Genomic DNA, 22,219 nt, shown 5'->3' on the forward strand with positions numbered 1-22,219 from the left:
TCATTAACCTTTCATTAACCTTTTTTTTGTTTTAAAGCAAAAAAGCTGTTAACCCATCATTAACTGTTCATTAACTGAAATTCTCGCTCCCAATATGGACTTTTGTACTGTAAAAACAAGGATTAGTATTGTTTAACATCATTCTTAAAAATGTAATCATGAACAAAGCTCTTTTTTTTCTGTGTCTTCCCATGATGATGCTGGCTCAAAAACAAAAAATTGCAGGAACGGTGATGGATACCGAAAATCAAAAACTTTCAGCAGTGAATATAGTTCTGTACAATTCAAAAAACGAATTAATCAAAGAATTAAAGACTGATGGCAGTGGAGGTTTTATTCTGGAAGGTATTAATGAGCAAAATGTAAAGCTGGTGGTGCGGAACAATGGATATTCAGTATTCGAAAAGAACCTGGATCTTGAAAAACCTGATGCCTTACAAATTATTCTCAGAAAAGAAACCCGGGAAATAGAAGAGGTTGTAATGACTAAAAGAAACCCGGTGGTGAAAAGAAAGGTGGATCGCCTGGAATTTAATGTGGAAAACAGCAATATTTCATCACTCAATGCATGGGAAATTTTAAAGAAAACCCCAAATGTTACTGTTAATAATAATGTATTAACGGTGAAAGGAAGTGGAGGAATTTTGGTCACTATTAATGATAAAAAAGTAATGCTGACTGGTGATGAACTTAAAAATCTTTTGGAAAATACACAGGGAGATGAGGTGAAGTCTATTGAAGTTATTACCAATCCACCTGCAAAATATGAAGCTTCAGGAAGTGCAGTGCTGAATCTTGTAATGAAAAAGAACAAGATTGAAGGCTATCGTGGGATAGTATCTTCAAAATATATTCAAACTCAGTATGCAAAAGCAGTTTTTGGACTGTCGCAATATTATAAAAAAGAGAAACTCTCCGTTATGGCAAGCTATTATAAAGGGATGGGCACTTATTTCCGTGAAGGAACTGATTACGTCCGTTATCCTGAAAGTGAAACCACATGGATGAGTACGATGAACAGGAAGGATAAAAACACTAACCAGAATACCCTGAATTTTAATGTAGAATATGAGTTGGACAGTTTAACCAACCTAAGCCTCAACTATTCAGGGTATTTTTCACCAAAATCCTATGGAATTTACGATGTGCCCACATTAATCTATAATAACCGGGATATTGTAGAATCTCATTACAGAACTGTTAATGAACATGAATCAAATTCCATCAATAATTCGGTGAGTTTTCAGGTAGACAGGAAATTGAATGAAAAAAGCAGCCTTTCATGGATCAATTACTTTACAGGAAATAATGCAGATAAATACCAGAATGTATCTACCTATTTAAATTTTGCAGGACAGCTTCCCAGAGAGGAGCATTTTCTGACTCAAAATAAGGCTGATGTTCAGCTGTATTCCACTCAATTGGATTATCAATGGAAAGGTGAAAAGCTGGAAGTGGAATCCGGAGCCAAATACAGCTTTGTAAAAACGAACAGTAAGCTTGATTTCTCTGATAATGAAAATGGATTAATGGAATTCAGACCGGCAAAAAGCAGCGACTTTAATTATAAGGAACACAATTTCGCCCTGTATTCTTCACTTTCCTATAGCATCGGGAAATGGAATTTTAAAGGAGGCCTTCGTGCTGAAATGACGGATCTTGAAGGAATTGTTTCAGAACCTTATAACCGCAATAAAAACAACTATTGGAACTTTTTTCCAACTTTTTATGCTCAGTATACCACAGAAAATAAGCATGAGTTTGGGTTCTCCTACGGGAAAAGGATCAGCAGACCTTCCTATGCATGGCTGAATCCTGCAAAGTCCTATTACAATCTGTTTTCCTATTTTCAGGGTGATCCTGAGCTAAAAGCAACAATTATTCATAATCTTAATCTCTCGTATTCCTGGAAAGACTGGCATCTTGATCTGTATTATCGCAAAGAATTGTATCCAGCCATGGAAATCTCCTATCAGGTACCGGAAACCAATAATGTAGTTTATAATTTTACCAATATTGAAAAAGGACAGGCATTTGGGGCAAGCTTATATAAAAGTCTGCAGATAAAACCCTGGTGGAATTTAATATTGTCCGAAAACCTGGAGCATAACGAAAATTATTTCAATGGAGTAGATGGGATATTACATCAGAATAAAGTCTGGAACTGGATGTCTGATATTTCTACAAGTTTTACTTTAGATAAAAATAATGACTGGAAAATGGAAATAGGACATCGGTATTTCTCTTCAGGAATTCAGGGGCCCTTCAGGATTTCCAGCAGCTGGTCTGCCTATTTTGTGATGAACAGGAAGTTCTTCCATAAAAAGCTGGAAGCAGCATTTGTGGTGAATGATATTTTCAAAAGCACGCGCCAGAAAGTTGTTACCAAATATGCCAATCAGGATAATTATTTTCTGGATTATACAGATACCCAGGGTTTCACGTTATCATTGAAGTACAATTTCGGGAACCAATCTGTGAAGAATGCCAAAACGATCAGGAAAACAGCAGAGCAGGACAGGCTTTAAACAGAGTTTAGAGTAAGGGCACTAAAATTGAAGGATGGAAGCAGGACTTTCATGACTTCCGGTCTTCAGTTTTCATCACCTGACTTTTTAGAATATTTTAAATTAAAGACTAATTACCATAAAACATTATTATAAAAGAAATTATCGCTTGATGGTACATTTTCGCTATTTTTGATACTTATCTAAAAAAGAGATTACTATGAAGAGAATTTTTTCCGGAATGCTGATGGTTGTTTCATTACTGCAACTTTCTGCTCAGGAATTGTATATGCCGCGAAATATTAAAATAGCTTATGAAAAAGGAACCCGTGATATTTCTGGTGCACCGGGTAAAAACTACTGGCAGAATAAAGGAGTTTATAATGTTGATGTAAAAGTAGATGCCAATACAAAAACCGTTTCCGGAAAAGAAACCATAGTTTATACCAATAATAGTCCGGATCATCTTAATGAATTGGCTATAAGATTTGTCAATAACCTTCATAAGCCGCAATCTCCAAGATCCGGATCCGTTTCTAAAGATTTTCTGTCTACAGGGCTTAAGATCAAATCATTCATTGTAAATGGTGAAAAATATGACATCAATAGTGATGATTGGGGAACGGTGGAAAAAGTAAAATTAAAATCCCCCTTAAAATCAAAGTCAAAAGCAGAGGTTAAGATTGAATGGGAGTATCCTCTTTCAGTACAAAGCGGGAGAGAAGGGCAGATTGATCCCGAAACCTTCTACGTAGCTTATTCTTTCCCGAGAATTTCTGTTTATGATGATTATAACGGATGGGATATGCTCCCGCATTCAGACAGACAGGAGTTTTATAATGATTTTAATGATTATAGCTTTGCCATAACGGCTCCAAAGAACTATGTGGTATGGGCAACCGGAGATTTCCAGAATCCGGAAGATGTTCTTCAGCCAGAATATCTGAAAAGATATAAAGCTTCATTGAAAAGCGACCAGCTCATGCATATTGCTACAGAGCAGGAAATGAAGTCAGGAAAAGTGACCAAGCAGAATAAATGGAATGTCTGGAAGTTTAAAGCCAATCATATTACCGACTTCTGTTTTGCTTTAAGCAACCATTATGTATGGGATGCTGCCAGTGTTCAGTTGAAAACCAAAAGAGCCAGTGTTCAGGCAGGATATAAAGCAGGAGCGAAAGATTTTGAACATTATGTAGACTGGATGCGTTATAACCTGGACTGGTTTTCCAAAAACTGGCCGGGAGTAGAATATCCTTATAATGTAATGACAGCTATTCAGGGATATGCAGATATGGAATATCCTATGATGATTAATGATACCAGTATTCCTGAAGACTTCCAGGATGCCCGACTTACAGCGGACCATGAAATTGCTCATACCTATTTTCCTTTCTATATGGGAATCAATGAGACAAGATATGCGTTTATGGATGAAGGTTGGGCAACTACTTTAGAATATCTGATCGGGATTGATGAAAATGGGGAAGATAAAGCAAAAGAATTTTATAAAAACTTCCGTGTAAAAAAATGGATCAATGACCCGTCAGCAGAACAGGATCAGCCAATCATTACAATGAGTACACAGGTAAGTGGTTCAGGGTATGGAAACAATTCGTATGTGAAATCTTCCCTGTCTTATCTTGCATTAAAGGATTATCTGGGGGATGAGCTATTCAAAAAAGCATTACATCACTATATGGATAACTGGAACGGGAAACATCCGGTGCCGTGGGATTATTTCAACTCAATGAATACTGGTTCCGGAAAAAACCTGAACTGGTTTTTCCAGAATTGGTTTTATACCAATAATTATATTGACCTAAAAGTGGCAGGAGCTTCTCAAATGAATGATCTGCTTACCATAAATGTCGTGAATGTGGGGGGATTTGCCATTCCGTTTGATACTGTATTATCTTATGAAGACGGAACTACGGAGAAATTGCATTTTTCACCGTCTGTCTGGGAGAAAGATCAGAAATTAACCGACCTTGTAATTCCGATTAAGAAAAAAGTGAAATCTGTAAAATTGGATGGAGAAATCTTTATGGATTATACTCCGGAAGATAACAGTAAAATTTTATAAAATTAAAAGCCTTCAGGATATGAAGGCTTTTGTTATTTTAGAAATAGGCAGTTAATCTCAATCCTAAAGTTATGTAATTGATTTTTTCTTTAGCAATCAGATTGTTCAGTTCCTGATCCAATTCTGCGCTTTCTTTAATTTCATCGCTGAAATGATAACGTATTGTAGAATTGATCTGATTGTAATCTGTATAAAAAGTAAGACCTAATCCCGGATTGAACTTATAAGTCATAGAAGCTCCTGTATTCCAGCGGAAAGCTGGTTTGGGTTTGTATCTGGCTATCTGGAGTTCGTGATTAGGAGTGTCTATTTCATTCCCTTTTACAAAAACTTTTCCACTGGCAGTTGCAGCGTATCCGCCGGTCAACTTTAAGGTTAGCTGCCATTTGTCTGAAAGTTCATGAGAAAAATAGGGTCCAATACCTGCAGCCAGGAAGCCCATAGATTGTGTTTTAATTTCATGGTCCCCAAAGTCCTGGCCATCATCAAAGGTTATTCTTTGAGATTTAATAGGGAAGCTGCTGAAAGTGATATCTGCCCCCACACCCCATTTTTTTGAAAAGAAATAAGCTCCTTCCAATCCACCTTCAAAACCGGTCTGCTTTTTATCATCCAGCTCAGATTCTCTGAGGAAGTTGGTGGTGCCTAATGCTGTACCCATCTTTAACGAAAGAAAAGAAGGATAGTCATTTCCCTGTATTCTGGATAAAATGCTTAAATTATCACCTTTGTTCTTATAAATTTTATCAATAAAGAAATATCCGAGTTCTGTTGATATGATCCCGATCCCGGCTCCGGCAAGGATATCCGGCACCCAATGTCTGTTATTTAAATTTCGTCCAAGTCCTGTAATAGTAGCAGAACCATATCCGGCGATGCTGTAAGCTGGGTTTACCATTCCATATTCTTTATGAAGAAAACTGGCATTGGTAAAAGCCATAGCAGCATGTCCTGAAGGAAAAGAATTATTTTTAGACCCATCCGGACGCTCAACTTTTGCAGTATATTTGATGGAGTTTACAAGAATCCCCATAATCACTAAGCTGGCACCGTAGGATAAAGTTGCTCTTCCAATATTGTTTCTTCCCTTTACACCGGCCAGTTTTAATCCGTATACAGCTACGGCAGGAGCGTACTGAAGATAATCATCATATTTAACTTTGAAGTTGGGGAGATACCGGTTTCTTACTTCGCGGATATTTTCTTTTTCTCCCCATGTGGCTGTGGCTGCAGTAAAAAGAATAGCAGGTGCTACAGATTTTTTTACCCATTCCTTCTTAAAAAACGGTGTTTTTTCCTGAATAGAAAGTCCTGAGTTAATCAATGTTAGGTCTTCCCTGAGATTTCTGGTTTGGATGCTGTCCTGAGCTTTAATGCAGGATAAATGCAATAGTATTCCTGATGCTAATGCTATTTTTTTCATCATTAACGGTGCTGAAATTAAATCGCGTAAAAATATTAAAAAAATCTATCCCAAAAATTGAGATAGACTATTTTAATATTTTTATAATATTTCAACAGATATTGTTGATTATCTTAATCCAGATCTTGGCCCGGCTGCAGATACTACAGCCTGCATTCTTGTTTTTTGGTTGGCAGAGAACATAAACATTGCCTTATCATCTACATAGTCCATATAGTTCATAAACATCTGAGAACGGCTTACTCCTCCACAAACTCTGTTCAGCGGATAGGTAGGAGTTCCGTAGTTAGGACCAGGTGAAGCCGGGGTATCATTAGAATAATCTGTTTGGCAGCCTACATCAGATGAACCCCAAAGGTGTGGAAGGTTTAAGTAATGCCCTACTTCATGCGTTACTGTTCTTCCTAAGTTGAAAGGAGCTGAAGCGCCGGTTTTTCCTATATACTGATATCCTATTACAAGACCATCGTACCATTGTCCTGCATGTTCCGGATAGTAAGCGTAGCCTAAAGTTCCAGGCTGGCTGTTTTCGTCAAGAATTGAATTAACAACCCATATATTCAGGTTCTTGTTCACATCAGTAGCATCAATACCTCCTGTACTTGCTTTTTTCATTTCTTCAAGATCAGATCTCCAGCCGGTTTTTGTATTCTGTTTACGGTTGGTAGCTACTAATTTGAAGCGGATTTTTACATCTCCTGCAGCTGAAGGCTGAAATGCTGAAGGAATTTTAGTGATGTCGGAATTAGTAGCACCATAATCAGCATTCAGTACTGCAATTTGTTCCGCTATTCTTGCATCAGAAACATTTTGAGTGGAAGTATTGTAGATTACATTAAAAACAACCGGGATTTCTACTGTTCCGTCCGCAAGTACTTTTCCTACTTTAAGATTTTCTGTAAATCTTTCGGTACTGGATTCAATATCTGCTATTTTTTGCTTGAGTGAAGGATTCTTCAGAAGCATCGCCTGTCTTATTTCTTCTGATGGGCATTTTCTCTGGGTAGCCGTTAAAGCAGTTGGCATAGCTTCCGAATTTGTTGGTGTTTCATTTTGATTGGCCACGCTGTCATTATTACAGGCTGCCATAAAGCTCAGAACTAGAGCTCCAAAAAAGAGTTTTTTCATATCGTTATAATATAATGTGGTTGAAGGCGTGAAATTATATTTTTTAAAAATAATATGCAAATTATTTCTTTATATATTTAATAAATATTCATGGTAATGGTTTATTATTTGAATAAATGTTAATTAAAGTTGTTTAATTTTAAATTTTAATCAAATTCAGATTAGCGTTTAATATTTCACTTTTAAGTGTATTGTAAGGTGAAAATAATTTTGAAATTTTTAATCTTTAATAAAAATTTTTTATATTAATTAGTCTTAGAACTGGTCTTACAGAATATGTTTATACTATAAAAAGTATTTCTGTTGTTCTTGGCTGGATTTTCTGGAAATGCAGTATTTTCAATTTTATACCTGTTTTGAGCAGTCTGCTCATGGGAGTGAAGAAGCTAAGACATAAAAAAATCTATCTCAATTGAGATAGATTTCAGATATTTAGAATTGTATTTGTTAGTAAACTCTCAATCCGGCTCTTGCTCCGGTAGTTGCAACTACAGACTGCATTCTTGTTTTTTGTCCTGCAGAGAACATAAACATAGCACCATCGTCAACATAATCCATATAGTTCATAAACATTACAGATCTCTGTACTCCGCTACATGTATTGTATAGTGGGTATGTAGGTTTTCCATAATTGGCTGTTGTTTGAGTTGGAGTATCGCTTACAAGATCATTTCCGCAATTAGCATCTCCCCAGATATGTCTTAGGTTTAAATAGTGTCCTACTTCGTGTGTTGCAGTTCTTCCTAGGTTAAATGGTGCGGAGGCTCCTGTTTTACCAAAATATGGTGCTCCAATTACAACACCGTCATTCCATAATCCTGCAGATTCCGGGAATGTAGCGTATCCAAGAATAGTACGGCCTTGGCTTGTCATTTTTCCTACAACCCATATATTCAGGTAGTTGGTAGGGTTAGTGGCATCAATACCTCCTTTGGAAGCCTTTTTCATGTCATCATTAGTAGACCAGCTTGTTTTAGAAGTAGATTTTCTAACGGTATTTACCAGTCTGAATTTTACTTTTGTATCGCCTGAACTCACAGGGGCAAATTCAGAAGGGATTTTACTGACATCACTGTTTGTACCGGAATAGTCGGCATTTAATACTTCAATTTGTTCAGCTATTCTTGCATCAGTAACATTTTCTGCAGTGGTTTTGTAAATAACATTTACAACTACAGGGATTTCTACAGTACCATCGGCAAGCACTTTCCCAAATTTCACAGCCTTGGCGAAGTTTTCGGTATTGATTTCCAGATCTGTAAATCTTTGTTTAAGTTCAGGATTGTTTTTCAAAGCCTCCTGTCTTATTTCTTCGGAAGCACATCCCCTTTGTGCTATTCCGGCAGACACTGCAGGCTCTTGAGCTGGAGCTTCATTTTGATTGGTAACACTATCATTGTTACATGCCGTCATCAAGCTGAGCATAAGAGCTCCAAAAAATAGTTTTTTCATATCCAAATTTTTTTAATTGAGGATGTGAAATTATATTTTTAAAAATTGATATGCAAGTTATTTTTGTAATTTTGTTGAATTATTTATATAAATTACATTTTTTTATTACGTGTATTTTAAACATTTGTTTATTTTATTGTATTTTATTTAATTTAGTAAAATGCTTTTTGATTTTTATTTGTAATACTGTTTTTATGTAAATAATTAGTAACTAAATTTATTTAATAGAAAAATTTTTAGTTTGTTTTTAGTTGGCAAAGCCATTTTTAATGGCAAATACAGCTAAACCTACACGGGTTTTTAAATCCAGCTTTTCACATAACTGGTCACGGTAGCTTTCAACCGTTCTGGGGCTGCAGCACATTCTGTCTGCAATTTCTTTATAACTCAGCTCTGTAACTGTATATTTTAAAAATTCTTTTTCCCGGTCGGAGATCTTTATTGTTGTTTCAATATCCGTTTTATTGAGATTGGAGAATATAATCTTTGAAGCCCACTCAGGATAAAAGAAACCATCTGTATTGAGTCTCGTAAGGGCTGTTTCCAGACCTTTTGGATGGGTATTTTTTAAAAGATAACCTTTTGCTCCGTTTTTAATCATTTTAATAACGCTGTTATCGTCACCCTGCATGCTGAGTGCCATTATCTTGATATCCGGGTGGTTTTTGGTAACCCAGGCTGCCGTTTCAAAACCATCCATAATCGGCATACTTACATCCATGAGAATAATATCCGGAATGGTATTTCCCTCTTCAAATTTCTGAATCAGATCTTTGCCGCTTTCACAGACGTAGATAACCTCAAACTCACTGAAGTTACCAATAATACCTTCAAGGGCCTTTGCAATAAGGATATGATCGTCAACAATTACAATTGTTTTTTTCATGACTGTTTTTTTAAGGTGATATTAATTTGGGTACCTGCATTCTTTTCACTTTCAAGAAGGAAATCGGCACCAATGATTTCCGCTCTGTTTTTCATATTGGTGAGACCAATTCCGTTTGACTTTGTCTGAGTAGCATCAAATCCGATTCCGTCATCCCGAATAGTAAGTTCCCAAAGTATGTTTTCAGAAGTATTTAAACTGATGAAAATATTTTTGCAGTGAGAATGTTTTATACTGTTCTGTATAAACTCCTGAGTGATTCTCAGTAATAGATTCTTATGAACAAAGCCAAGGTCCAACTGGTCAAAATTATGCTCAAAACTGATAAGACATTTCTTTAGTGAATTGGTATTATCAACTTCTTCCTGAATTAAGGTTACAATTTCTTTCTGGCTGATATTATCATCTGTTAATGTTTTTGAAAGACTTCGAAGATCTTGTAGAGATTGATTAATGATCTGTGAGACCTGATCAATTCTATCACTGGCTTCTGGGACCTTGTTCTCATAAAGCATTTGCTGAACATATAAACTCACCAGTGTCAGCTTTTGCCCGATATTATCATGCAGCTCTCTTCCTATTTGCTGCATGGTAGCCTGCTGGATCTCCAGTTGGGTAGAGAGGAGTTCTCTCTGGTGAATCTCGTTTTTCATTTCCATCTCATTAAGATATTCTTTCTTTCGCTGCCTGTAGTTCCTGATATAGATGGCCACAGCAACGGCAAACATTACAAAGAATGTATTAAAAAGAATGATTGTAATTATTAATTCTGCTTTCCCCATATAAATGAACTTGCGAATAAAAGATACATTATTGTTCCGGAAACCTGAAAATAAGCAAAATAAAGATCCCAAATATCTCTATATTCCCAAAGAAGAGACATGAATGTCATAAACGGAAGTGTTCCTATATAAAAAAGAGTATTACCCAGATTGATATAAAACATCCTATTGGTACTGAATTTTAGGATTTCCGTTGAATTAACCTGTTTATAATATTCCATCACTACAAGAATCATCAGAAATATACATCCTAAAGTGTAGTTGGGAGCATACACAACTTTTCTTTCTACAAAGAATGATATTTGTGGAATAAACGCAGCAAAATATAACAAAGAGAAGATATAGAACAGTTTGGGTTTTTTCAAAGACTTTATGGCATATAACCAGTAAAAGAAAATAAACTGCAATGGCATTACAAAGTAGTTGTAAAAAATAATTCTATCGATACGGAGAGCCTTCTCAAACCATTTTACGGATGATTCGCATAGAAAAATGGCAATAAGATATAATGCGAAAAGTTTCCAATGCAGTTTTTTTTCACGGTTAAAATAAATAATGGATACCAAAGCAGCGATAGCCTCTCCAGTGTACATAAATTGTGAGAAAAACCTTTGGAATTCAGTCATTGTTTATAATAAATTTCTTTTGATTAATACTAAAACATTCCCATTGAACTTGCAGGAGGGGATAGAGTTCCCTGATTTTCTCCGAGACCTTCAGGAGATGGGTTTTTTCCACGGGCGTACAGCGCTGTGCTTACTGGTTTTCCGTTTGAGTTTTGTAAAGCATGAAAGTCGTAATTAACAATTTCACCTTCTTCGCTCTCTTTTTTCAGGGTAGGGATCATTACAAGGGTATGTTTTTCAGAATATTCTTCCGGGACAGGATGGCTCTCCATGATATCCCAATTCTCAATTTTCGGATAGGCAGCATAGTAAAATCTGATTCCCAAATCTTCCTGGGTACATTCAGGATTTATTTTACGGGCTTCATCTTCTATCTGGTTAATGAAGTTCTTAAGTTTAGGAAGGTCAAACCATATAGATTGAGAATCAGTTATCCCCATGGTTTTGTTGATGGCATTCATTTGGTTCTGCCGGTAATTGTCAATAAGAACTTTAATCAGTTCATTTGACATTGAACCGTTGTTTTTAGTAGATTCTGTTTTCATAACTTAGTTTTATAAAGGAATATCCGTATTTCTGCAAATTTCGTAAAAAAAATGTTAGAAATTAAAGTAGGGAATAGGGAATTACACTGTTATTTTTACCGTATTTTTACGGATTGCATAATAAGAAGAAAAAGATAAAACTAAATAGCTTTTTACAAAAAAAACGGAGAATTATTCTCCGTTCTACTTTTTAAATACAAGGGTATTTTCTAGGATCCCTGCAGATCATTCCTGATGTACAGCATAAGCCGTTAGGGCAGTTCCAGTTTTCATCACATTCAATAATTGGAAGAAGTAATCCGCCTGAAATGGTCTTTAATTCTTGTCTTTTTAACTTTTTCATACTGATTTTGTTTAAGTTATTAATTTGTTTGGATGATAAATTTAATAATATTTCACGTTATTAAGATATAAAATAGAAAGATATTTGATGATCATACTTTACTTTCGGATTGCTGTTCCTTCATAGCCGGCTTTGGTGCTTTCAAGGGTTTAAAAAAAATAAGTGCCGCAGATTCTCTCTACAGCACTTATCTACAAAAATTAATGTATATGAAAAAAACTACTTTATTTTTATTGTTCAGTTGGCCTGAATACCAATCCTGTTTCTACAAAGTAATCCAGGGTAATTCTGTCACCATCATTTACATTTCCTGCAAGGATTTCTTTAGACAGTTTATTCAGCACTTCCTGTTGGATCACTCTTTTTAAAGGTCTGGCTCCGAATGCCGGGTCATATCCTTTTTCCATCAGATAATCTACTGCATCCTGAGTGAATGTCATAATGATATTACGTTTTGCTAACATATCATTGAACCCTCTCAGCTGATACTGAACTATTTTTCCGATTTCTTTCTTTCTTAAAGGCTGGAAGAGTACAATCTCGTCAATTCTGTTCAGGAATTCCGGACGTAATGTTTGCTTCAATAAATCAAAAACTTCATCTTTGGTTTTATCCACAATCTCATCCTGATTTTCCTCAGTTAGATTTTCAAAATTCTCCTGAATTAAATGAGAACCTAAGTTAGAAGTCATAATGATGATTGAATTCTTGAAATTCACTACACGTCCTTTATTATCCGTAAGACGTCCATCATCCAAAACCTGTAACAAAGTATTGAAAACATCAGGGTGGGCTTTTTCAATTTCATCCAAAAGGACTACAGAATAAGGTCTTCTTCTGACTGCTTCCGTCAATTGTCCGCCTTCATCATACCCAACATATCCCGGAGGCGCTCCTACCAATCTGGAGACACTGTGGCGTTCCTGATATTCACTCATATCAATTCTGGTCATGTTGTTTTCATCATCAAATAAAAACTCTGCCAGTGCTTTTGCAAGTTCCGTTTTACCAACACCGGTTGTTCCCAGGAATAGGAATGATCCGATTGGTTTTTTATCATCACTCAATCCCGCTCTGTTTCTTCTGATGGCATCAGCTACAGCCTGGATTGCTTCATCCTGTCCTACAACTCGGTGATGAAGCTCAGATTCCAGGTTCAAGAGCTTATCTCTTTCAGATTGCAGCAATTTAGTTACAGGAATACCTGTCCATTTTGCAATCACCTCAGAGATATTTTCAGAAGTTACCTCTTCTTTGATTAACTCATTCTGATGGTTCTGCATTTCAAGTTCCACTTTGGCAAGCTCATCTTCTTTTTCACGAAGTTTTCCATATTGGATTTCCGCTACTTTAGCATAGTCACCTGCTCTTGAAGCTCTTTCTGCTTCTAATTTCAGAGACTCAATATCTTTTTTGATCTGGGTAAGATCTTCACTTTTCTGTTTTTCTTTCAGCCATTTTGCATTGATTTCATTTCTCTGTTCAGAAATTTTAGCAATGTCCTCTTTTAAATGGTCGATTTTTGTTTGGTTGCCTTCTCTTGAAATTGCTGCTAATTCAATTTCCAACTGCATCAGCTTTCTGTCTAAAACATCCAGTTCTTCAGGTTTGGAATTGATTTCCATTCTCAGCTTAGCAGAAGCCTCATCAATTAAATCAATTGCCTTGTCCGGTAAAAATCGGTCTGAAATATATCTCTGGGACATTTCAACAGCGGCAATAATCGCTTCATCTTTAATTCTTACTTTGTGGTGAGCTTCATATTTATCTTTAATTCCACGAAGGATAGAAATAGCAGATTCAGTATCCGGCTCTTCTACCATTACTTTCTGGAAACGTCTTTCCAAAGCTTTATCCTTTTCAAAATACTTTTGGTATTCATTTAAAGTGGTTGCTCCAATAGCTCTTAATTCACCTCTGGCAAGGGCTGGTTTTAAAATGTTGGCAGCATCCATTGCACCTTCACCTCCGCCGGCACCTACTAAAGTGTGGATCTCATCAATGAAAAGAATGATCTGGCCATCAGATTTGATAACCTCATTTACTACAGATTTCAGACGCTCTTCAAACTCACCTTTATATTTTGCTCCGGCGATCAAAGCTCCCATATCCAGTGAATATAATGTTTTATCCATCAGGTTTTCAGGAACGTCACCGCTGATAATTCTGTGAGCAATTCCCTCTGCAATAGCCGTTTTACCTACACCCGGCTCCCCAATAAGGATAGGGTTGTTCTTTGTTCTTCTGGAAAGGATCTGTAATACTCTTCTAATCTCCTCATCACGCCCGATTACAGGATCCAGCTTTCCTTCAGCGGCTAACTCGTTGAAGTTTTTAGCATATTTATTTAAGGATTGATATGTTTCTTCTGAACTTGCAGAAGTGGCTTTGCTTCCTTTTCTCAATTCTTTAATGGCTCCTTCCAGTAATTTCTTGGTTACTCCCATGTCTTTCAACATTTGAGAAACTTCAGAGCTGGTTTCTATAAGAGACAGCCATAAGTGTTCAATCGTTACATATTCATCACCCATTTTTTTTGCGATGTTGGGTGCATCCAGCAATACTTTGTTTGCTGATTGTGATAAATAGATATTTCCTCCCTGTACCTTTGGAAGCTTTTCTAAATTTTCACGGTTTCGCTCTCTTACTAAATTAGCATCTGCTTCAGATTTCTTTAATAGAAAAGGCGATATATTTTCATCCACCTGAAAAATTCCTTCAAGGAGATGTTGAGGTTCAATACTTTGGTTGCCAAATTCCATGGCTACTTGCTGTGCTGCCTGGATGGCTTCCTGTGATTTTACAGTATATTGGTTTAAGTTCATATTTTCTATATTTTTGTTAATGATTCGTTCAAAGTTTAGTTTTTAAAAAACATCAAGAAACTAAATTTTAAGGCTCAGTTTCTTAATGCCTATCAATTATTTAATCATGTAATCGATGACTGTATCGCAAAAACTGTTCAATTATTAAATTTACAAAAAATATAGACAAAATTTCCGGATTATGTATTTTTAACGATTATTTAACTTGACAAAATTTCCGATTCTCTATAATTTTCTTTGAATTTGATGAACATTCCGTCAGTCATGTACCTGAGAATTAAAAACACAGATTTGAAACGAATTAATTTCTCTTTTATATTCAGTTTATTTCAGAATAACTACTTTTGCATTTTTACAAATGGAACTTAAAGAAAAACAAAGAAAAATATTAGATGTAGCCGTAGAACTTTTCAAAGAGAAAGGATATATGGGGAGCTCGGTAAGAGATCTGGCTACGAAGCTAAATATCAAAGCCGCATCACTGTATGCACATATCCGTTCAAAAGAAGAAATTCTGGAATGGATTTGTTTTGGGATTGCACAGGAGTTTTTCGATGAGCTTCAGGAAGTAAAAAATACAGATATTGCTCCAAAAGAAAAACTGAATTTATTTTTAGATAAGCATTTATCTGTTGTTCTTAAAAACCGTGATGTTACCCATATTTATTCCATAGAATGGAGACATCTGGAAGAAAAACTTCCTGAATTTGTGGAACTGAGAAAAAGGTATCAGCAGGAAGTGGAAAAGCTAATTTCCGAAATCTACCAGGCTGAAAACTGGGAACTGAAATCACCGTCATTTACTACCAGGTTTATTCTTCATACCTTAAATAATTCTTATTTCTGGTTTAAGAGAAGCAGTGATTCTACCGATGAAATTACGGATGAGATAAGGGATAAAATCCTTTATGGACTTTTAGGAAATCAAAATAGATAACATACCCTTTTATCATTCTGATGAAGGAAGAATCTCTGTCATTTTCATTTGTTCTCTGATTTGCTTAGATTCCACGCTTCACTTGGTTCCGCTCTGAATGGCATATGTGCTTTTCAATTGATATTCTTAAAACTTTGTGGTTATACCTTAATCTTTCTAGAATTAATTATTTAGAATCGTTCAAAATATGACGAAAATCATAAAAATTTTGCCAGATTCCAAAATCTTGTTAAATTTACACCTAACAAATGTTAGTTAGTTTTATGGATTTTTCAGTTGAATATCTGGAGCTGGGTCAGTTGAGACAGCTTCAATCCGAGCGGTTGGTGAACCTGATGGGTTATCTGAGCGAGAAGTCGGAATTTTATAAAAGAAAATTTGATGAATTGCAGATATCTCCACAGGATATAAGGACCATTGAGGATATCACGAAACTTCCTATTACTTACAAGCAGGACTTGAGAGACCATTATCCGTTCGGTTTATTTACAGTTCCTAAGACTGAACTTCAGAGGATTCACTGTTCAAGCGGAACTACAGGAAAGCCAACTGTGGTGGGATATACCAAAGAAGATATAGATCTTTTCAGTGAAGTAGTAGCCAGGTCACTGAATGCTGCCGGAGCTAAACCGGGAATGCAATTACATAACGCTTATGGTTATGGGATTTTTACAGGCGGATTAGGACTTCATTATGGTGCGGAAATACTGGGGATGAGTGTGCTTCCTATTTCGGGAGGGATGACGTCCAGACAGGTAGATCTTATTGTAGATTTTAAACCGGAAGTCATCTGCTGCTCACCATCATATGCCTTGACAATAGCTGATGAATTTGCTAAAAGAGGAATTTCTGCCGATGAAATCAGCCTGAAGTACGCTGTATTAGGATCAGAACCTTGGACGGAAATTATAAGAGGCCACATTGAAGAAAGATTAGGTGTTCATGCAACTAATATTTACGGACTAAGTGAAATTATCGGCCCTGGAGTTTCCATGGAAGATTTTGAGGAAAAAGGTGGTTCTTACATTTGGGAAGATCATTTTTACCCTGAAATTCTGGATCCGATTACAAAAGAGCCGGTTCCTTTCGGAGAAGAAGGAGTACTGGTGATTACAACATTAACCAAAAAAGCAATGCCGCTTCTGCGCTATTGGACGAACGATATTACAAGTCTGTACTATGATGAAAACGCCAAAAGAACCATGGTGAAGATGAAACCGATTGTAGGCAGAGCAGATGATATGCTCATTGTAAGAGGTGTAAATGTATATCCAAGCCAGATTGAAGATGCATTTTCACATATAAAAGGGGTAGTGCCCAATTATTATCTAACCCCTGTTGAAAAGGAACAGATGTGTGTAGCTCTGGATATTGATGTTGAAATTGATGATGAATTGGTAAGGTCTCAGAAAATAGAAGCAAATACCGATGATTATTTTAATTTTGTCGGAAGCTTCGGAAAAAATATTGAAAACGAAATAAAAAAGAGAGTAGGCATCACAACAAAAGTAAAAGTTCATGCCCAAGACAGTTTGCCGAAGTGTGAAGGTGGAAAAATTAATAGAATACTAAAAAAATAATGAATTCATTTTATAAACTTAAAACTGTAAAGGTTCAGAAGGATACTCCCGATGCGGTAAATGTTGCCGTAGAGATTCCTGAAGAACTGAAAGACAAGTTCAGGTTCAAACAAGGACAGTACCTTAATTTCCGAATGATGATTAACGGAAACGAGGAAAGACGTTCTTACTCTATCTGCAATGCCCCAAGCGAAAAAAGCAATACCCTGGAAGTTTTGGTGAAGTTGCTTGAAAACGGAAAGGTATCAGGATATTTCAATGAGCATCTTCATATGGATGAAATGCTGGAAGTAATGCCTCCAATGGGAAATTTTAATACTTCTTATCATCCAACCAATGTGAAAACATATGTTGGTTTAGCTGCAGGAAGTGGAATTACTCCGGTTTTGTCCAATATCAAAGAAAGCCTTTATCAGGAACCTAACAGTAATGCTTATCTGTTTTACAGTAACAGAAGTATGAATCATGTTTTGAGAAAAGCTGAAATTGATAAGCTGGCAGAACAGTTCAATGGAAGGCTTAAAGTAGTGTATCTGGTAAGCCGTGAAAAACACGAAGATCCCGTTTTTGAGGGAAGAATTTCTCCTGAAAAATTAGACCAGCTTTTCGAAAGATACACGGATATAGATGTAAAAGAATCCACTTATTTTATCTGTGGCCCTTCAGAAATGATTAAAGGCATTGCAGATTATCTGAAAAAAGATAAAAAAGTACCCGCTATTCAGGTTCTGTTCGAATATTTTACAGCTCCTGACGAAGAGAATACGGAGGAAATGAGTGAAGAATTCAAGGCTATTGCCAATATTGAAAGTATGGTAACAGTTATTATAGATGATGATGAATATTCATTTCACCTGAATTCCAAAAAAGAGAGTATCTTAGATAAAGCATTGAAAGACAATCTTCCTGTACCTTTTGCATGTAAAGGAGGCGTGTGTTGTACGTGTAAAGCGGAAGTTTTGGAAGGAGAAGTTTTCATGGAGAAAAACTACGCGCTTACCGAAGAAGAAGTAGCCAGAGGTTACGTTCTTACCTGCCAATGTCACCCGACAACAAATGTGGTGATGCTTAATTATGATGTTTAAAAATTAATGTAACAATATAGCAATTTACCAATATAACAATCATTGGTACATTGCCAGACTGATACATTGTTAAATTGAAAAAATTATGGATTTAGAAAAATTTGTTCAATACGTTCACGAAGAAAATAAAGTAGAGCCGAAAGATGTAATGCCGGATGATTACAGAAAACTATTGGTTCGTCAGATCTCACAGCACGCGCATTCTGAAATTGTTGGAATGCTTCCGGAAGCCAACTGGATTTCCAGAGCCCCTTCATTGAGAAGAAAAATGGCTCTTCTGGCTAAAGTTCAGGATGAAGCAGGTCACGGTTTATACCTTTATTCTGCTACTGAAACTTTGGGAGACGGAAGCATCAGAGCAGACAGAGATGCAACTTATGAGGATATGCTGCAAGGAAAAGCAAAGTACTCAAGTATTTTCAATTACCCAACGTTAAGCTGGGCAGATATTGGTGCTATTGGCTGGTTGGTTGACGGAGCAGCTATCATGAACCAGGTAATGCTGATGGGGAACTCTTATGGGCCATACTCAAGAGCGATGGTGAAGATCTGTAAAGAAGAATCTTTCCACCAAAGACAAGGGTATGAAATCCTGATGGCGCTGTGCCGTGGTACCAAGCAACAGAAAGAAATGGCCCAGGCTTCACTAAACCGTTTCTGGTGGCCGGCTCTAATGATGTTCGGACCCAACGATGACAGCTCACCAAATTCTAAAATCTCTATGAATTACAGAGTGAAAAGAGAAAGTAATGACAGTCTTCGTCAGAGATTTATTGACGTTACCGTTCCTCAGGCTGAATTCTTAGGATTAACCATTCCGGATGAAGATTTAAAATGGAATGAAGAAAGGCAACATTACGATTTCGGAGAACTTCCGTGGGATGAGTTCATGGAAATCCTGAAAGGAAATGGTCCTTGCAATAAAAAGCGTATTGAAACCAAGAGAAAAGCTCAGAGAGAAAATGCGTGGGTGAAAGAAGCTGCAGCTGCTTTTGCGGAGAAACAGAATCTCAGTAAAGCGCGCTAATAAAATAACCAGTCAATAATCATGAAAAATACTCTAGCTTTAATTATTATTTTTATTAATTCATTGTTTTTTGGGCAAAGTATAAATTCAACTTTGCTTGAAACTAATTTTGGTGGTGATAGCGAGCCAGATCATTTAACCAAGATTGGTAATAAAATTTATTTCTCAGCAAGCGTATATAATGATAGAGAGCTATATATTAAAGATGATTTAAATAGTATACCACGCTTAGTAAAAAATATAAATACAAATTATGGGTCAATTAGTAGTAGTTCTTTTTTTAAAGAATTAAATGGAATATTATTATTTACTGCAAGTTCTAACTTAATTGGTAATAATAATCGACAATTGTGGAGAAGTGATGGTACTGAAAACGGAACATCCCTTGTAAAAATTATTAATACAGATTATGATACGAATATTGATAATTCCATTAATTTGGGTAATAAGATGTTTTTTACCAGTTATGTTAATAATTCAAATGATCTTTGGGTGACAGATGGAACAGAAGCAGGTACTAAGATTGTTAAGAAGATTAATCTAAATGGGAATTCAAATGTAATGCACCCATTCGTTTTTAATAATGAAATATATTTTCTTGCTAATGATGGTATCACGGGGATGGAATTATGGAAAAGTAATGGTACTGAAAATGGAACAGTACAAGTTTTTGATTTTTTTATAGGTTCAACAAGTGGTATAAATTTAAAACCAATTGTATATAATAATAATATTTATTTTATAGGTCAGCAAAGTACAAACCAGAAAGGGCTTTGGAAATATGATGGTACGCAAACACAATTGGTGAAAAATTTTGTTAATATCAATTATTTTGATCCGGTAATTTTGCAAAATAAATTGATATTTTGTATGAATACTACATCAGGATTTCAATTATGGTCTAGTGATGGAACTGTTGCAAATACTAATCCATTATTTAATACTCCACCTTATTCATCAGTTAGTGCATATAGTAAGCCTCTACGAGTATTTAATAATAAATTATATTTTGAAGCAACTGATTCTTCATTTAACACATCAATTTGGATTTCAGAGGGAACAGCATCAACCACAGTGAGCTTATCTTCAGTTATACCAGTATTGTCTAATGCAACTATTATTAGTAATTCTTCTGGAAATAATTATCTTATTTTCAGAAATAACAATAGTGACCATTATATATCTGATGGAACTATTAGCGGAACAAAACATATTTCAGATATTACTTTAATTTCAAATTACAGTGGATACAGCTTAAATGCCTTAGAATATAATGATACCATTATTTTAAATGGAAAAAATAAGAAAAATGGCCTAGAATTATTTAAGTATAATTTTTCAACAAATTCATCAACAATTTTAGATGATATCCATCACAGATTTTCGTCTGATATTAATGCAAGTATTTCCTTAAATAATAATTTAATCTATTTCGGAAATAGTTTTAATGAAGGAATGGAGCTGTTTATATCAGATGGAACAGTATCAAATACAAAGTTGTTAAAGGATATGAATATTGGAGAATATTCTACAGTTTTTACAGGTGATAATAATTATTTCTTCAAAAATGGTAATAGAGCATTCTTTAGATGTAATGTTGGATCTGGATACGAGCCTTGTGTAACTGATGGTACTGAAGCGGGAACTTATCTAATCAAAGATTTGTCACCGTTTAATCAAGGTTCTTTAAATGAAGATCCTTACTTTATGACACTAGACGGAAATAATGTTCTTTTTGGCGCAGATGATGGTGCAAATAATACTACCGGTGCAAGCAGACTTTGGAGAACTGACGGAACACAATCTGGAACTAATAAAATACATGATGTTCAAATTGTTGGTGGGAACGGATATAAATCTTCTACACTAAATGGTAAAGTTTATTTTACAGGATATGATACTAATAATGTCTATTCAATTTGGGTAACAGATGGAACAACGGGAGGAACTCAAATTTTCAAAACTTTTTATAACTCACAGGGAAATAACATTATCCCAAGAATAATTAATACATTAGGAAATAAATTTGTTATAGTAATAGAGGATGTTAATTCCCAATTTAATTACTATCAGAATATCTTAGTATCAGATGGTATTTCTCCGAACAACATAACACAGATAGCTTCATTAGCAAAATCCACACAGTCTAGCGGGGGTATGGTAGGAGAAACTATAGTTTATAACAATAAATTATATTTCTATGCATTTAATTATACCGGAACATATCCTTCAGATGCCTATAAATTATATTCTACCGATGGAACTTTAATAGGTACAAATGTTTTTTCCAATCTAATTTCAAGTTGCTGTATTGTAGATATTAAATTTAATATTTGTGGAAACAAATTATATATTTTAAAAGATAAATTATATGTAACTGATGGCATAAGCCAACCAGTTGCTTTGGATAATGGAGGTCATGCGTTTAACAATTTTAATTGTGTTAATAATAATTTATTTTTCTTAAACAACCAATATCAAAATTATAAAATATGGACATCTAACGGAACAGTTTCGGGCACTCACCCATTCAATTTGTATGCAAATGGTCATTTGATTGGGAATAATGAATCAATTTATAAATTAGCTTCAACAGATGATAAATTATTTTATTTAGCAAACTTTTATAATACGGATGTATTAAAAGAATCAGGTGCTGAAATCTATATTGTTGATATAAGTAGTCAAAATTTGGGAAGCGAAGAAGTTGCTCAAAGTTTAAGTAGAAATTCTTCGTTTATTGTATATCCAAATCCTGCTTCAGATATTATCCATATTCAAAGTGAAAATGAAAATAGAATAAATGATATTAAAGTTTATGATTTGTCCGGGAAGCTTTTAGTGAGCACTTCATCTAATAACTATAATGTACAATTAAATTTAAAAGAGTTAGTTAAGGGTATGTATGTAATGGTTATAAGAACAGGAGATACAGTAGTGACAAAAAAAATTATAAAAAAGTAGAATAATTTAATTAATAATATTAA

16 protein-coding genes are annotated in these 22,219 nt (G+C 35.3%); 7 read left to right on the top strand and 9 right to left on the bottom strand.

All coding sequences use genetic code 11. The features are described from left to right. Positions 1-158: 158 nt before the first annotated feature. Together EG339_RS08355 and EG339_RS08360 are read left to right on the top strand one after the other, a co-directional pair. Positions 159-2,528 carry an outer membrane beta-barrel family protein gene (locus tag EG339_RS08355; protein ID WP_123869790.1) on the top strand — a complete coding sequence of 790 codons (2,370 nt, stop codon included), beginning with the start codon at positions 159-161 and terminating at the stop codon, positions 2,526-2,528. A gap of 199 nt (positions 2,529-2,727) precedes the next feature. Continuing rightward, on the top strand, positions 2,728-4,593 hold the full coding sequence (locus tag EG339_RS08360; protein WP_123869791.1) for a M1 family metallopeptidase: 1,866 nt from the start codon (positions 2,728-2,730) through the stop codon (positions 4,591-4,593). Positions 4,594-4,630: 37 nt separating this feature from the next. Here EG339_RS08360 and EG339_RS08365 read toward each other — a convergent pair whose 3' ends face one another. The 9 genes from EG339_RS08365 to clpB form a co-directional block, all read right to left on the bottom strand. Continuing rightward, on the bottom strand, positions 4,631-6,019 hold the full coding sequence (locus EG339_RS08365) for a phosphatase PAP2 family protein (RefSeq protein ID WP_123869792.1): 1,389 nt from the start codon (positions 6,017-6,019) through the stop codon (positions 4,631-4,633). A gap of 105 nt (positions 6,020-6,124) precedes the next feature. Then, a complete protein-coding gene (locus EG339_RS08370; protein ID WP_123869793.1) occupies positions 6,125-7,144 on the bottom strand; it encodes a zinc metalloprotease in 1,020 nt (339 codons plus the stop codon). A gap of 447 nt (positions 7,145-7,591) precedes the next feature. Then, positions 7,592-8,596: a zinc metalloprotease gene (locus EG339_RS08375; RefSeq protein WP_123869794.1), complete on the bottom strand. Its 1,005-nt coding sequence runs from the start codon at positions 8,594-8,596 to the stop codon at positions 7,592-7,594. A 247-nt stretch (positions 8,597-8,843) separates the two neighbouring features. After that, positions 8,844-9,482 carry a response regulator transcription factor gene (locus EG339_RS08380; protein ID WP_123869795.1) on the bottom strand — a complete coding sequence of 213 codons (639 nt, stop codon included), beginning with the start codon at positions 9,480-9,482 and terminating at the stop codon, positions 8,844-8,846. Next, the gene (locus tag EG339_RS08385; RefSeq protein ID WP_123869796.1) at positions 9,479-10,264 is read right to left on the bottom strand and encodes a sensor histidine kinase; all 786 of its coding nucleotides are present in this window, start codon (positions 10,262-10,264) and stop codon (positions 9,479-9,481) included. The genes EG339_RS08380 and EG339_RS08385 overlap by 4 nt, the downstream gene beginning before the upstream one ends. Then, entirely contained in the window at positions 10,246-10,890 is a 645-nt protein-coding gene (locus EG339_RS08390; RefSeq protein ID WP_123869797.1) for a hypothetical protein, read from the bottom strand. Before EG339_RS08390 ends, EG339_RS08385 begins: the two co-directional genes overlap by 19 nt. 29 nt (positions 10,891-10,919) lie before the next feature. After that, positions 10,920-11,435 (bottom strand): hypothetical protein, encoded by a 516-nt coding sequence (locus tag EG339_RS08395; RefSeq protein WP_123869798.1) that lies wholly within the window; start codon positions 11,433-11,435, stop codon positions 10,920-10,922. Between the two features lie 190 nt (positions 11,436-11,625). Next, positions 11,626-11,778 carry a hypothetical protein gene (locus EG339_RS24200; RefSeq protein WP_164466421.1) on the bottom strand — a complete coding sequence of 51 codons (153 nt, stop codon included), beginning with the start codon at positions 11,776-11,778 and terminating at the stop codon, positions 11,626-11,628. Between the two features lie 230 nt (positions 11,779-12,008). Next, entirely contained in the window at positions 12,009-14,603 is a 2,595-nt protein-coding gene (clpB, locus tag EG339_RS08400; protein WP_123869799.1) for an ATP-dependent chaperone ClpB, read from the bottom strand. A gap of 358 nt (positions 14,604-14,961) precedes the next feature. Here clpB and EG339_RS08405 point away from each other — a divergent pair, with 358 nt between their 5' ends. The 5 genes from EG339_RS08405 to EG339_RS08425 all read left to right on the top strand — a co-directional run bounded on the left by EG339_RS08405 (position 14,962) and on the right by EG339_RS08425 (position 22,196). After that, the gene (locus EG339_RS08405) at positions 14,962-15,540 is read left to right on the top strand and encodes a TetR/AcrR family transcriptional regulator (protein WP_123869800.1); all 579 of its coding nucleotides are present in this window, start codon (positions 14,962-14,964) and stop codon (positions 15,538-15,540) included. Between the two features lie 263 nt (positions 15,541-15,803). Continuing rightward, positions 15,804-17,120 (top strand): phenylacetate--CoA ligase family protein, encoded by a 1,317-nt coding sequence (locus tag EG339_RS08410; protein ID WP_123869801.1) that lies wholly within the window; start codon positions 15,804-15,806, stop codon positions 17,118-17,120. After that, positions 17,120-18,205: a 2Fe-2S iron-sulfur cluster-binding protein gene (locus tag EG339_RS08415; RefSeq protein ID WP_123869802.1), complete on the top strand. Its 1,086-nt coding sequence runs from the start codon at positions 17,120-17,122 to the stop codon at positions 18,203-18,205. Before EG339_RS08410 ends, EG339_RS08415 begins: the two co-directional genes overlap by 1 nt. Before the next feature lie 85 nt (positions 18,206-18,290). Beyond that, positions 18,291-19,232, top strand: a complete 942-nt coding sequence (gene paaA, locus EG339_RS08420) for a 1,2-phenylacetyl-CoA epoxidase subunit PaaA (RefSeq protein ID WP_123869803.1) — start codon at positions 18,291-18,293, stop codon at positions 19,230-19,232. A gap of 21 nt (positions 19,233-19,253) precedes the next feature. Next, positions 19,254-22,196 carry a T9SS type A sorting domain-containing protein gene (locus tag EG339_RS08425; protein ID WP_123869804.1) on the top strand — a complete coding sequence of 981 codons (2,943 nt, stop codon included), beginning with the start codon at positions 19,254-19,256 and terminating at the stop codon, positions 22,194-22,196. The last annotated feature ends 23 nt before the right edge of the window (positions 22,197-22,219 follow it).

Origin of the sequence: Chryseobacterium bernardetii (assembly GCF_003815975.1) — a bacterium.
In the GTDB taxonomy this organism is placed as follows: Bacteria; Bacteroidota; Bacteroidia; order Flavobacteriales; family Weeksellaceae; genus Chryseobacterium; species Chryseobacterium bernardetii.